The organism is Aurantivibrio plasticivorans (assembly GCF_055392955.1).
Window position 1 is genome coordinate 3,152,531 of the sequence record NZ_AP036020.1, and the last position, 13,987, is coordinate 3,166,517.

Sequence of the window (13,987 nt, forward strand, 5' to 3'; positions counted from 1 at the left end):
GGATTGAGCTAATCACTCAACCCAAGTGATCGACACCATGAATACCTAAAGCCATTTTCTTCCGACCCACTCTCACTCAACATCGCAAGAGCTACTCATTCATGCCTGCCTGCAGTTCACGCTGGACTTGCTGAGTAAACGACATAACACTGTCGATGTCGTCTTCCCATCGTAAATCACTGGCTCGCAATACTGTATGCATTATAGGTTGGCCGATAAATTCAGGCCTGCCCACTTGATCTTGCAAAACAAAAATGACAAAAAATGAACTAACAATCGCTCCGCCCACAGTGTTACTAAGCCGAGCACCGAGATGACTTATCGCGCGAAGCTGCCAAGCTAAAATCAAGGTAAACAGCCCAACACTTAATACGATATTGAGCATTTCAGCTAAATGATTACTAGTAGTAAGGTAGCTCACAAAGGAATAGAGCTCATCGAGGAAAAGCTGCAAGAGTAAAAATACGCTCGCTATAGAAAGCTGCAACGGAAAACGCCAGTAATGCGTTAGCAGGTGACTAACAAAACTCATCACCGTTGCCACCGCCAACGGTAACACTAGCTCCAATAGCTGACCAACAATCACCTCATTTGAATTCATCCATAAGGATTGTGATTCAAACGCCACATAAATTGTTGCCAATAAATAGCTAAACAACAAGATTAGCGAAACCTGCAACCTTGAGCACAGTGCGGTTAAACGACTCAAGCGTACCAGTGGTTTTGTCGGAGCAACTGCCGTCGTCGTCTGCAGAAGACGTATCTGGGTACGACCAATGGATAACTTAGCCGGCAACTTCACGGACTGGGTCTCGACACCCATTTGGGTGTCATTCAAAACCGTGCCGTTTTCTCGGGACATGTTGCGAACGGTTAAACCTTCAACACCGTGATTAACCACCAGGTGACGAGGTGACACGGTATCGTCCGATACGATTAAATCATTATCGTACGCTCGCCCAATATGAAATGGGAAGTGATCAACCGGGTAGAACTGGGAACGCACACGAAAACTGCCGACAACTTCTAAGACAAAAGATACGGCGGTAGCACGAGGCTCGTTTACCTCATTCGAGCCTAAGAATTCCACTGTAGCGTCATGGCTTTCCGGTGTTGTTTCTAGGTTATTCACTCTATCCACTGGAACCCCTCTAAAAAGCGCTCAAGCAATCGCATGCCGTTTTCTAACGTTACGGTGGATAAATCAAGTGTAAACAAAAACCCTTGTTTGGGGTGGCCCGTCATGGCCATCAACACCATAAAGTCCGTTAATTCGGGGTAGCGCTTATAGGGCCGAGCGCAGACATTGGCTTTAAAGCTCTGCCCAGACAAATTTACAAAACGTGTTGAACAGGTAAAGTTGCCCACATCTGTTTCATCAGCGCCACCGATAAAGCGGCTATTATTGTGTTGCTGATACAGTCGGTAGAAAGACCTCGGTGATAGGCTGTCAGTTGCCAACCAAAAGTATTGGTGGCTAATACTACCGGCGCTTTGACGATCCGATAAAAATATTGCATCGCGGCCATTGCAATTAGTCGCGACTTCCAAGTATTTATGATCATCGGTCTCTGGCTCTGTATCGCCCCAGCAATCAAGTCGTGATGACACTTCACCCGGCACTTGGAATTTCCCGATCGTTTGCGTTGGCCATTCGGATTCCAGCAGTTCGTTGATCAGGCGGTCTTGATTTTCAATTAATTGCTCACCAATTTGCCGCGTGATGTCCGGTGACTCGCCATCAGGGTCTGCACGCATTAACATAACATCGACGTAATGCGCCGGCACTAAAAAGCCCACAGAATTACCTGCTGACGCGACATTAACCCCAACTACACGCCCTTCTTGGTCTAATGCAGGACCACCGCTCATCCCGGGGTTGATACCACCACTGAAATGAATTTTTTCGTAGATGCTGTTTTCCAACAAGCCATTAGCTGTACCCGCGACGATAGACAAATCCAAAGCCAAGGGATGACCCAGTGAATAAAGTTCGGCCCCCTTTTTAGGAAGCCCAGTAGTCACTAACGGAGAAGCCAAAGGGTGATCGGCTTTTAACAGTGCGAGGTCGTGAACCACGTCAACAGCGACTACTGACAACTGGCCACGCTCACCTCGGGTATTTGACCATTCCAGCCGGTAGCGATCAGGCTCGTGCACCGCACTCGAGACGACATGAAAATTAGACGCAACGAGATTTTCTTCACCAATAACAAAGCCAGTACCAAGAGAAGCCTTTTTCTCCATGCCTGGCGTTATCACTTCGATGCGCAATATGGAATCTTGATAGGTTTCGTAAAGTTGTTGAGCCGTCTCATCGGCAAGGACCCCACAACCAGAAAAACCTAGGGACACAAACAGCAATATTCGCAACACAGCAGCCACACTCTATTCCTATGATTTAGAGTCACCCAACGCCGAGCCACCCCCATTTATTACTATAGCAAGTCTCACTAATTAGGCAGCGTCATCCAGCTCAGCATTACCAGGGGCAACACTGTCTTCGATGGGCTTACCGGAAGCATCAAGTTCGACTATCGGATATCCGAGGTCTTCCAATGATTCGAATGTAAATTCTTTATCACCAACCACCAAAATAATCATCTTCTCAATCGGTAGATGTTGTTTCGCGAGTTGATCAACTTCTTGCTTGGTCATTCCGTTAATAATCGCTAGCTGCTGCTCAACAAAATCTTCGGATAGATTGTACTCTTGTATTTTTGCTAGAAACCCGGCCTTCTGTCTCGGGGTCTCGTAAGATAGGGCATCGCGCTGACCAATCGCCGACTGCATAAAGGTTAATTCGTGTTGCTCGATACCTAGCGTCCGATAACCGTCTATTTCATTGATAAACTGCCGCACAGAATCCGCCGTTGCTTCGCGTTTCACACCAGCAGAGGCGCTAAAAGGCCCTGGATAATGGCCACCAGAGAATCCACTGCGAGCACCATAGGTGTATCCTTTATCTTCGCGAAGATTTAAGTTAATACGACTACTGAAAGTACCACCGAGTACAAAATTCATTAACGCGCGCTTAAAATACTCTCCAGTCACATCGTAAGTTAAATCGGTAAGATAGCCTAAGCGAATTTCAGACTGATGAGCTCCCGGCTTATCGACAAAGTATAACGTCGTTTGATCGTATTCTGGCGACTCAGGGAACGCGACAGGCGCTGTTTCTCCGGGGGGTAACTTGGCCAAGAAAGCTAATTTATTCTGCGCGGCGCGACGACTGATATCGCCGACAACTACAACATCGAGCGCACCGGCCAAGAAACTCGCCTGACTGTAATTACGTACGTCTTGCAAGGAGATATTTTCAAGTGTTTCGACGCGACCACTCGTCGACACCGATCGAGGATGATCCGCGCCATAGATTAATTTGCGAAACACATCGCTAGCAATACTTTGCGGTTCTTGCTGGCTCGCTTGGATACTTTCAACTTGCTGTTGACGTAAGCGCTGCAAATCTTCTTCGGTAAATTTTGAGGCGAACAGGCGCTCCTCTAGTAACGCTAAGGTCTCGTCAATCCGATCACTCAATGCACTGACATAAATATATAAGTTTTCTCGATCAGAATTAACGCTAATTCGGCTGCCCAATTTATCCAACGCAATCTCAAACTCTTCGGCAGAGTAATTTTGTGTTCCTTCATTCATCATGGCTGCCGTTAAACTCGCAATACCTGCAAGGCTTGGGTCCTCAATAAGCTGGCCGCCCGAGAATTTCAGCTCAATCGTTATAAGCGGTAACTCGCTACTGGACACTCCGATTGCGGGAATTAGAGCACCTTCCCTGCCAATTTCACCGCGCCAAAACTTAGGCACTTCAACTAATGGTGCGGGACCAGGCTGGGGCTGCTGAGACCGATCAAAATCATCTACGATTGGACGGGGTTGCAACTCGGCGGTTTCTGACGCTTGTCTTTCCGGACGTTCGGGAAACTCAAAATTATCGGGCTTCGCAACACCATCGGGATCACTGGGTGCAACGACGCTTTGAATGACCGCAGGCTTGTTTTTAACATAGGTTTCAAAGACACGAAGTACATCATCTTTTGTTAGCGTTCGTAGCGCCTCTAACTCACTGCGAATGCGATTTGGATCATCATAAAATGTCTCGTAGTACGCTAAGCGAGAAACCTTTCCGCGGACACTCGCAAGGCCTGAGATCAAATTCGCTTCACGCGTCGACTTATACATCAAAATATCATCGTCACTAATCGAATCAGCATCGAAACTGGAAATGAGTTGACGTATTTCACCTTCAAATTCGGAAAGAGATACTCCAGGGAATGGCATGACAAACAGCGTTAAGGAGCCAGCCAACTCCATATTGCTATTAAAAGCACTCGCATCGATTGCTTTTCTTGGCAACACAAACTGCTTGTATAAATAAGACTTTCTTCCCGAGCCTAAAATATCCGCTAAACATTCCAATGCGACTCGGTCCTGATGACTGAACTCAACAGTGGGATAGGTCAATAGCAACGCAGGGAAACGAATATTTTTATCCACATAGGATATATAACGGTCGTTATCGATAGTCACCGGCATTGGTGATTGATCGACAACTTCAGGGCCTGCAGGAATAGCACCAAAGTACTTTACGACAAGCGCTAAGGTTTCTGTTTTATCGACGTTCCCACCTATGGTTAACGTCGCATTGTTTGGGCCATACCAGCGCAGAAAGAATTTCCGAAGATCCTCAACAGTAGCCGCATCCAGGTCTTTGATATCACCTATAACTGACCACGAATAAGGATGACCGGCTGGGTATAACGCGGCAGCATTTTTTTCGCTCCACAAACCATAGGGGCGGTTTTCAAAGTTTTGTCCTCGTTCATTTTTTACAGTCGCGCGTTGTACTTCGAATTTCTCTTGAGTGACCGCGTCTAACAAATATCCCATACGATCAGATTCAAGCCACAACATAGTTTCCAGATTGTTACTAGGGACAGTCTGAAAATAATTTGTGCGATCATTGTTGGTGGTGCCATTCATAGTACCGCCGGCTTCAGTCACAATTTTAAAGTGCTCGTCGTCGTCAACATTCTTTGAGCCTTGAAACATCATGTGCTCAAAAAAATGTGCAAAACCAGAACGGCGCGCTTCTTCCCGAGCGGACCCTACGTGGTAGGTAACATCAACATGCACCAAAGGGTCTGAAGTATCTTCGTGAATAATAACGGTAAGACCATTATCCAACCGGTATTTTGAATAAGGAATAACAATCTGATTTCGCTCGCTATCTACGGATTCAATAAAGGTGACACCCGCAATTTCAGGCTCAGATTTAAATCTATCGAAAGTAAGAGAGCTAGAACACGCCGCTAAAAGACCGGCTGCTGCCATTATGCTAAGAGAAACCAAGCTGACTCGGCGGACTAGGATTCCACGCATTCACGACTCCTTAAGACGTACTATTAAAAACGCTGTGATGATATGTAATTGTTATGATTTTTATCGTATAGCGAATAACTTAAGACTATTTCACCCCGCATAGGTTCTATCAAAGAGCCTAATGCAACTCAATATCCTAACCCAGGCGAAGTACCAAAACCAGGACACGGCGCACGTCTAGCATAGCGTAGTTACACGGGGTATAACGTTAAGAATGGCTGGGCCAGAATCGATAGAACGCCCTCTAAAACCTGGTTTGGCTAAGCCGCTAAAGACTAAAGTGATTCATCAACCAAGCAACAACCAGCACTTGAGGCAACGATATCAATGGTAAGAATAGTGCGACCTTCCAGGATTTAGTCGTATCTTTAATAACCATGATTTCGGTGTAATCTGTAGCCACTCCCGTCATCAAGAAGGCGAAGCCATTACCTGGTGCTCCTGCGCGCGTCACTAAGTCAGCGGCTATAGGCGTAGAGCCTTCTGAACAGACCTCGATGATTGTCGAAGCAATCATGGTCAGCATCAACCCCACCATAGTAGGCCCAAAATATTCAGCAAAGTGCTCTGCGGGCAGAAATGTACGGATAAGGCTTGCTAACAGCACGCCGAAGAGTAGCCAACGAATAACCATTCTCGAGCCTTGCACCCCATCCACTACCGTGTGCTTCAGCCATGCGGCATCAAAGCGCGTTTGTTGAAAGCTCTGTTTGGCCGATGGCCAAAACTTAAACCCATCAGGTAAGTCTGATTGATTCGGGTTGACCGGCAACACGCCCCTTGCCTCCAATCTATCAAATATCACACCCGTCAAAATCGCGATGAGCATCGACAAAATAATGAACGCTAACGTCCACGGCAGACCGATTAAGGCTATTAAAATTAAGGTTAGGGAGAACGAATTCCAGGGACTAGCAATGAGAAATGCCATTAACTGCCCCAGACTTGCACCGCGCTCATAGAGTCGTGCGCCAACCATCAAAATCCCGTGGCTACATAAATCCAGTAGGACACCGGCGGCAGTAGCTCGCAAAATCCCATTTAGGCCGCTCTTGGTGCCCAAGACCGACATAATCAATTCACGCGGTATCTGACCAATGATACTGACCATGACGAGACCAAGTGCCAGCCCCCACCACATCGTGTTCATCAGTTCAAAGACCGACGCTCCAATGGTTTTCAGCCAAACAATACCTGCCCACTCGGCCACGCCAAACAGGTAACCGAGATACAACACCCCAACGCCGATCAAAGAACCCCACAACAACCAATCGACTTTGGCCGAATCACTATCGCAACAACTACCGCTCGCTTCAGGTTGAGACGGGCCACAACACCCAACCGACAGCGTCGACTGTTTTTCTCCGCCAGCCTCCGAATCAAAACCACAACATCCTTGAGCCTGAGTTTTCGAAGTAACTGGCTCAGCACTTGAGCAGCTTGAAGTTTGGCTTGAACAACAACCATCGGTCTCTTTCATCATCGGTTCCCATTCATATCGGGGGTGACTATTAGACGCATTGCCTGAATTTCACTTATCCCAGTTTTCAATTAGCGAGCATATTTGCTCACCCGTAGGATCACAGTTCGGCATGGACTCCCATTGCGCAACAGCTTGCCGCATCCTGTCACGCAATCGTTTAATCTCCTGAAACATCGCCTCCGTTCGCTGTAAATTTTCGCGCATCAACTCGCGCACAGTAGGGCAAGGTGAAGCGCCATCACCCGCCGTAGAACAAATGGTTTGAATATCATCCAAACTGAAACCTAACTGTCGCGCACGAACTGCAAATCGCAGGGTGCTGTGATCTTTTTGCGAATACAACCGGTAGCGATTGACTGGGTCTTGGCTCGGTTTTAATAGACCTATTCGCGTGTAGTAACGCACAGTATCGGGCGAAACACCGCATTGTTCAGCAATGTCTTTAACCTGCATATTTCTCACCAATTTAAACGTAACGCGACACTTCCATTTACGATAACGAATTGTAGACCTTGGAGCTACTCGCAGGTCAAGTGATTGGCCATATTTCGCCACAATTGTCTGCCACCACGCCACAATTCATCGCCAGCTATGCCGTAAGCCTGCCCCACACTGCAGCAAATGAACGAAAACAACCGCAATGGGGAGCATGAAATGGACAAGCAAACTGCAACTGCCGCGCATTGGCTGGAGAACCTAGAGGTTTTTCTTATATGCTTACTGATTTCAACCTTGGTACTTGTAGGGCATACACTTGCCTTCAGTCATGCTCACGCGGATAACACACTAGATAACGAACCTCACTCACAAAATCTTGGCGCTGGAGAACTTCAGCTAGTGAGCGAGAGCAACCACCAAACATCTACCGCCCTATTGAAGCATACGGACTTTGACGTCACCGTGACGGGGATGATTGCCTCTGTAATTGTCCGTCAGACCTTTGTTAACGACAGCACCGAATGGGTTAGCGGCCGATACACATTCCCTTTACCCTCTGACAGCGCTGTTCACTACATGCAGATGCAAATTGGTGAGCGCACCATCATTGGAAAAATCCGTGAAAAGCAGCAAGCCCGCGCAGAGTTTATCGCTGCGAAAAAGGCGGGCAAAAAAGTTAGCTTAGTTGAACAGCATCGGCCAAATTTATTTAGTAATCGCGTCGCCAATATCGCCCCAGGCGAAACTATCGCCGTTGAACTTCACTATCTTGATATTGCGCGCTACGACCAAGGACGGTTTAGTTTACGATTCCCCACTACCATTACACCCCGCTATATCCCTGGCAGAATTCTTCGACCAAACAATTCGCAGACGACTAACGATACGAAACAGGAGATCGTCACAACAAGATTAAACTGGGGCCGCGGCTGGGCGCTGCCCACCAACCAAGTACCAGATGCACCGAACATCACACCGAGCATGAAGCCTTCTAGCGACGCATCGCCTTTGACCCTACGAGTCACTCTTGATGCCGGTCTACCGCTCGATCGTTTTACTAGCCTCCACCATCCAGCCTCTACGCAACAACATGCGCAAGGGTATCAGTTGGTTTTGGACCGCAGCGCAAAACTCGACCGAGACGTGGTTGTCGAGTGGGAACCAAGCACAGGCTTGGCACCTCGAGGCGCTGCGTTTGTAGAAAACACACAAAATGGAAGCTATGCGATGGTCATGGTACTTCCGCCGCAACCGCATAGTGGAGCCCCATCATTACCCAAAGAGACAATATTTGTTATTGATACATCCGGTTCAATGGCAGGAAACAGTATTCGCCAAGCGAAACGCGCACTGATAGACGGCTTACAAAAACTAAAACCCTCTGACCGGTTTAATATCATCGAGTTCAACTCTTCCGCCACTCCTCTCTGGCCTCGCGCGCGACAAGTCACTGCGGAAAATGTTATCCAAGGCGAGCGATTCGTGCAGCACTTGCAAGCGAATGGCGGCACAGAAATGGCGTCAGCCCTTTCCTTAGCATTTGAAAAAGAGATGCCCGAGGATCAAGGTTCTTCGCTACGCCAAGTCATTTTTATCACTGATGGTAGCGTTGGTAACGAAACGGCTCTATTCCAACAAATCGAGCGACAACGAGGTCACAGCCGGCTTTTTACTGTAGGCATCGGTTCCGCGCCGAACGGCTATTTCATGAAACAAGCGGCCGAAGCGGGGCGAGGGTTTTACACATTTATTGGAGCACAAACAGATATCCAGAGAGAAATGAGCGATGTGTTCTACAAGTTAGAAAAACCTGTACTGACCGACCTCACGCTATCGTTCGACAGCGAGACTGATAACACGCAGATTGAACTCTTCCCATCACCCATACCAGATTTATATGCAGGTGAGCCAGTAGTCGCTACATTTAGATCTAACCACGCCTTACCCCAACACATCACGCTAATGGGCAATCAAACGACACCGTTTTCGACCAACCTGTCGTTGGAAAATTCAGAGAAAAATAGCGGTCTTCGTCAGTTATGGGCAAGAAAAAAATTGGATTCCCTCTACCAGCTAGAACGAGATGCGAAATTTTCACAACAAACCGATAAGCTCGAAAATATAAAACGTGACATAACACAGGTGGCGCTAGATCACCAACTTATGTCCCGCTATACCAGCTTTCTCGCGATAGAAGACAAGGTATCCCGACCACCCGAATCACCATTGAAAACGGTGCAAGAAAAAAATGCATTACCTGCGGGTAATTCCATGGCAATCAATGGCACCATGCAAATCCCTCAAGGTGCACTTGGGCTACCTTTTCTTTGGTTCATCGCAGGCGGGTGTTTTTTATTGGCTATTTTTTCCAGCGCCCTCTTTCGAGTTGCTCAGCGCTCCACGGCTGAATACGGAAGCTATCCGTCATGAGAAAAACCGACGTTTGCAGCCGCCATATTTTTCGTTGGACATCAATGCTCGCCTTGATAGTGAGCATCGTCGCATTTTGTCAAGCGAGCTATTTAGAAAGTAAAGCCTGGCTCTCTCAGCAATTGTTAGAAAGAGCATGGCAATCAACACAACCGGGAAAACCTTGGCCCTGGGCGGATATCACACCGGCAGCCAAGTTAACAATACCCAAGCTCGGTGTAGAACAAATTGTCTTAGCTGGCTTTAGCGGTGAAGCATTAGCCTTTGGACCTGGAGTCGAATCTATTGGCAGCGCTCACTTGATTGCGGGTCACCGTGATAGTCACTTTGAGTTTTTGCGGCACTTAGAGATAGGTGACAAGTTATACCTCGAAACGCTAGACGGAAAAGAAACATCTTATCAAATTTCCAGCACTGCCATTATTGATACACTGCAGCATCCAACGATCCAACCCGCGCAAGATACAGTCATTCTCTCCACCTGCTATCCTTTTGATGAATGGCAAGGTGGAGGATCACGGCGCTATTTGGTGATCGCTGAGCGCAACTCCCTTACCGCAAGCGTTAATGAAACACTAAACTTCTAATGCCCGAAATAGACAATAATATCCACTGCAATTAAGACAATAATTATCCATTCAAGAAACGACGCATGCTTATGGTTTTGTTCATTTGCCAAAACTTCTAACAACTCGTGCATGGTTTCGAGCTTTGTCGACAACAGGTTAACACGAGGAATCACATCTAAGTATCTGGCTCCAATCAAATACATTGACTCCAACTCGGGGTAGTCCCAAAAAAACTCGGGCGTATCTAAAAGGTTAAAGTGCAACAAAATATCGCTCTTGGTACTAAACAAGCGACCGCGGCGTTTCGCCAACTCTCTGCGATTTAGGGGAATCTTTCCTGACTCAGCCAAGCCACTGGGTATCGATGCGTTGGCTTTTATTTCACTATATGCCAGCTCTTCAAAGACCGATAACTTTATCGATTGCGCAAACGCATGGGAAAACGCCAACCGACTGAAGCTATGATTGTTTGGCAGGTAAACCACATCCTGGTGCAAACGCGCTTCCCCATCCGTCACAACATACCGAAACCGTTCCCCCTCAGTTTTTTCCAACGGGTCCGTTACAGTAGGCTTTAAACTTTTTAGCAACGCCGACTTCTCGTCATCAGGAACCCCCCAAAGGATTAGCACACCATAGTCGAAGACCCACGCTTCACCTTCGCGCATTGTCAGATGACACACATCTCTGTAGCGCGCAACATCTCCGTGCGCGGCAATAGCCTGTCCCGCATCCGGACGCTGAAGCTCACGACCGATAACCAACGTATCAATTTTACCATTAGCCGATATATTCATATTTTCCCTTTGGAGCGATCACTCCGATATTATTAACAAACGAGCCGAATGTTTCAGCTCTGTGATTAAATATAATTACTACGTTGTATAGCTATTTCTAAACAAAGTGCTATGATTTTTCACAGTTTTACTGAGCGACATTTATGCCTACAACCAACAACTCATCTCCCCATTTTCGTCTCGCCTCAATCGAGGATCTAACGGCTATCCATCAATTAGAAATCACAAGCTTTGCCTCCGACCGCCTGTCAAAAAGGCGTTTAAAGCATTGGATCCAAGCAAGTAACGGTATCCTTATGGTGGCCGAAAATTGCCAACATCTGCTCGGTTACGCCCTGGTTCTTTTGCACCGTGGGACTCGCTTAGCAAGACTTTATTCCATTGCCGTTGCGCCAACCGCCCAAGGAAAAGGCATTGCCCGTCGCCTCATAGAACATCTTGAAAACGAGGCTGCTAACCAAGACCGGTTCTACATGCGTTTAGAAGTCGCAAACGACAATACAGCCGCTATCAAACTATACGAATCTTTAGGTTATCGACTATTTGGCATTCACCGCGATTACTACGAGGACCATCGTGATGCGTTGCGCATGCAAAAACGTATTCGTTACGTACCAGAAAATTTAAAATCTCATGCAGTCCCTTGGTACCAACAAACCACTGAGTTCACCTGCGGGCCTTCTGCCGCAATGATGGCTATGGCTGCACAAGACAAACAATTCGATCTTACGCAAATAAATGAACTCGATATTTGGCGTGAAGCGACCACCATTTTTATGACCTCCGGACATGGCGGCTGCCATCCTATTGGGCTTGCTCTATCCGCATATCGACGCGGCTTTGATACCCAGGTATTTCTTAACACCACCGACACCCCGTTTATTGACAGTGTTCGCAACCAAGATAAGAAAGACATTCTCGCGGTCGTCCACAAACACTTTGTCGAGCAAGCTAACCAGTCGAACATCGCCATCCATTACCGTGATGTCTCTCAGGTAGATATAGAAGAGTGTTTGAACGCAGGCTCAATCGCCTTAATGCTGATTAGCACCTTCCGAATGGACGGGCGAAAAGCTCCGCATTGGGTAGCAATAACTGCCATGGACGATTCATGTTTTTACGTCCACGACCCTGACCCAACCGACGGTGAACAAAGTGCGTTTGACTGCCAATATCTGCCCATTGCTCATACCGATTTCGAAAAAATGAGCCTGTTTGGTTCTAGCCGGTTACGCGCTGCGGTCATCATCGGAAAACAACGCAGCACCAAAAGTCACGGCGTTAACTAACGGCCACGCAATTCAAGCCGTCGTGCAAACTCACTCATTATCTGCATATACAACTCATCACCTAAAAACAGGTCCTCGACACCTGACTCCAAGCTTGGGTTGTCGTTCACTTCAATTACGTAGGCCTTATTGCCTTTTTGCTTAATGTCTATTCCGTACAACCCGTCACCTATTATCCGTGCCGCTTTTAGTGCAGCATCCAAAACCACCTTGGGAACTTCATAAGTCGGCAAGGTTTCAGACGCGCCACTTTCTACACCGCCATCACCATGATCATAGATTTGCCAATGGCCATCTGCCATGTAGTATCGACACGCATATAAAGGGTGGTTATTTAGCACGCCGATGCGCCAATCGTAATCTGTGTACAAAAATTCTTGCGCAATCACCAAGTCAGACTGCAATAACATGGATTGCAATGCACTGGTTAACGAAGCTCGATTTTCTACCTTGCTAACGCCGATAGAAAACGATCCGTTGGGTATTTTCAGCACAATCGGATACTCAAACATCTCTTCTAACTCATCGATCGTCGATTCACCACTTTGAGACACTATCTTTGTCTTCGGCGTAGGCACATGGCTATAAGTAAATGCATCTTGGAGAAATACTTTGTTACAGCAACGCAATATAGAAGTAGGGTCGTCGATGACTACCAGACCTTCCAATTGCGCTTTGCGAGAGAAACGATATGTGTGATGATCAATCGCCGTCGTCTCACGTATAAACAAGGCGTCGAATTCACCGAGCTTTGCATAGTCGTTCGGCCCAATGATTTCTGCGTGGATACCTAACTTGCTCGCGGCCTTTTCCATTTTCTTCAAGGCCTTGAGGTCACTCGGCGGCAACTGTTCTTCTTTATTGACGAGTATCGCCATATCCCAACGACTAGCCTTTCGATGCTTTGGGTTACGCCATGCACTTTGCGTAAAGTCGATTAACGTTTTCTGAAACAAGCTGAGCCCGTCGACAGACAGTTCGGATACCTGCCCGACCTTAAGGTCTTTAATCTGCCACCCGTCGCCGCGCTGCAGCGTGACCTTCAAGAGCGGGCATGGGAAACGCTCAAATAATTTTCGCGATAATTGCTTTAAGTCAGTGCGATCAGTTTTTCCGAAACTGACTTCAAAACTAAACGTATCATCCAAACCATTGCATAAGTTTTTATCGAGCGAATGAAGTAACTCATGAATTTGCAGAAGATAGATTTGCTGACTAGCCAGATCCGTAAGCGTGTTGACCGATGGCAATACTTTATGGCCTCGTGCCTCCGCCAGTAATGAACAATAGTATCCCTTGCTCAAATAGCGGTCAGTATTGCAAAGGTTGATCACCCGCGTTTTCTTTTCACCTTTCTTGGGGTATTCGTTGAGATAGGTATCAAAGCTAATAACGGAGCCATCGGGAAACCCGTCACCCCACTGAGTTACATCTTCAACTACAAGGTATAATTGCGACATCCGCGCTCCGTAAAGACGGCCTGGACCGGCCGAAAAAAGATGCGCGATATAATCACCAAACACCTGGCCACACAAACGATTTTTTAACTGCGAATCATTTATTTTTTCATAATAACCC

At 47.1% G+C, this 13,987-nt stretch carries 10 protein-coding genes; 3 read left to right on the forward strand and 7 right to left on the reverse strand.

Features of this window, described 5'->3' with window-relative positions; all coding sequences use genetic code 11:
- Positions 1 to 91 precede the first annotated feature (91 nt).
- The 5 genes from ACZ5NB_RS14075 to ACZ5NB_RS14095 all read right to left on the reverse strand — a co-directional run bounded on the left by ACZ5NB_RS14075 (position 92) and on the right by ACZ5NB_RS14095 (position 7,339).
- Positions 92 to 1,141, reverse strand: coding sequence for an FHA domain-containing protein (locus tag ACZ5NB_RS14075; RefSeq protein ID WP_460234580.1), 1,050 nt, complete (start codon positions 1,139 to 1,141; stop codon positions 92 to 94).
- Complete coding sequence (locus ACZ5NB_RS14080) at positions 1,129 to 2,385, reverse strand: S1 family peptidase (protein WP_460234581.1); 1,257 nt, start codon at positions 2,383 to 2,385, stop codon at positions 1,129 to 1,131. The genes ACZ5NB_RS14075 and ACZ5NB_RS14080 overlap by 13 nt, the downstream gene beginning before the upstream one ends.
- A gap of 72 nt (positions 2,386 to 2,457) precedes the next feature.
- Positions 2,458 to 5,403 (reverse strand): M16 family metallopeptidase, encoded by a 2,946-nt coding sequence (locus ACZ5NB_RS14085; protein ID WP_460234582.1) that lies wholly within the window; start codon positions 5,401 to 5,403, stop codon positions 2,458 to 2,460.
- 268 nt (positions 5,404 to 5,671) lie between these two features.
- Positions 5,672 to 6,886, reverse strand: a complete 1,215-nt coding sequence (locus tag ACZ5NB_RS14090) for a permease (protein WP_460234583.1) — start codon at positions 6,884 to 6,886, stop codon at positions 5,672 to 5,674.
- Positions 6,887 to 6,934: 48 nt separating this feature from the next.
- On the reverse strand, positions 6,935 to 7,339 hold the full coding sequence (locus ACZ5NB_RS14095) for a MerR family transcriptional regulator (protein WP_460234584.1): 405 nt from the start codon (positions 7,337 to 7,339) through the stop codon (positions 6,935 to 6,937).
- Positions 7,340 to 7,540: 201 nt separating this feature from the next.
- Here ACZ5NB_RS14095 and ACZ5NB_RS14100 point away from each other — a divergent pair, with 201 nt between their 5' ends.
- Complete coding sequence (locus ACZ5NB_RS14100; protein WP_460234585.1) at positions 7,541 to 9,754, forward strand: marine proteobacterial sortase target protein; 2,214 nt, start codon at positions 7,541 to 7,543, stop codon at positions 9,752 to 9,754.
- Positions 9,751 to 10,341 (forward strand): class GN sortase, encoded by a 591-nt coding sequence (locus ACZ5NB_RS14105; protein ID WP_460234586.1) that lies wholly within the window; start codon positions 9,751 to 9,753, stop codon positions 10,339 to 10,341. The genes ACZ5NB_RS14100 and ACZ5NB_RS14105 overlap by 4 nt, the downstream gene beginning before the upstream one ends.
- Here ACZ5NB_RS14105 and ACZ5NB_RS14110 read toward each other — a convergent pair.
- The gene (locus tag ACZ5NB_RS14110; protein WP_460234587.1) at positions 10,338 to 11,120 is read right to left on the reverse strand and encodes an RMD1 family protein; all 783 of its coding nucleotides are present in this window, start codon (positions 11,118 to 11,120) and stop codon (positions 10,338 to 10,340) included. The two genes, ACZ5NB_RS14105 and ACZ5NB_RS14110, sit on opposite strands and share 4 nt — an antisense overlap.
- Before the next feature lie 143 nt (positions 11,121 to 11,263).
- Between ACZ5NB_RS14110 and ACZ5NB_RS14115 the strand changes: the two genes are divergently transcribed.
- Positions 11,264 to 12,409, forward strand: coding sequence for a peptidase C39 family protein (locus ACZ5NB_RS14115; RefSeq protein ID WP_460234588.1), 1,146 nt, complete (start codon positions 11,264 to 11,266; stop codon positions 12,407 to 12,409).
- Here ACZ5NB_RS14115 and ACZ5NB_RS14120 read toward each other — a convergent pair.
- Positions 12,406 to 13,869: a RimK family protein gene (locus ACZ5NB_RS14120; RefSeq protein WP_460234589.1), complete on the reverse strand. Its 1,464-nt coding sequence runs from the start codon at positions 13,867 to 13,869 to the stop codon at positions 12,406 to 12,408. The genes ACZ5NB_RS14115 and ACZ5NB_RS14120 overlap by 4 nt on opposite strands.
- Between the last annotated feature and the right edge of the window lie 118 nt (positions 13,870 to 13,987).

Bases quoted from the DNA above. Each gene is read 5' to 3' on its own strand.
- ACZ5NB_RS14120 (WP_460234589.1), bottom strand. From the start codon at position 13,869: ATGTCGCAATTATACCTTGTAGTTGAAGATGTAACTCAGTGGGGTGAC.
- ACZ5NB_RS14095 (WP_460234584.1), bottom strand. From the start codon at position 7,339: ATGCAGGTTAAAGACATTGCTGAACAATGCGGTGTTTCGCCCGATACT.
- ACZ5NB_RS14105 (WP_460234586.1), top strand. From the start codon at position 9,751: ATGAGAAAAACCGACGTTTGCAGCCGCCATATTTTTCGTTGGACATCA.
- ACZ5NB_RS14110 (WP_460234587.1), bottom strand. From the start codon at position 11,120: ATGAATATATCGGCTAATGGTAAAATTGATACGTTGGTTATCGGTCGT.
- ACZ5NB_RS14115 (WP_460234588.1), top strand. From the start codon at position 11,264: ATGCCTACAACCAACAACTCATCTCCCCATTTTCGTCTCGCCTCAATC.
- ACZ5NB_RS14085 (WP_460234582.1), bottom strand. From the start codon at position 5,403: ATGCGTGGAATCCTAGTCCGCCGAGTCAGCTTGGTTTCTCTTAGCATA.
- ACZ5NB_RS14100 (WP_460234585.1), top strand. From the start codon at position 7,541: ATGGACAAGCAAACTGCAACTGCCGCGCATTGGCTGGAGAACCTAGAG.
- ACZ5NB_RS14090 (WP_460234583.1), bottom strand. From the start codon at position 6,886: ATGATGAAAGAGACCGATGGTTGTTGTTCAAGCCAAACTTCAAGCTGC.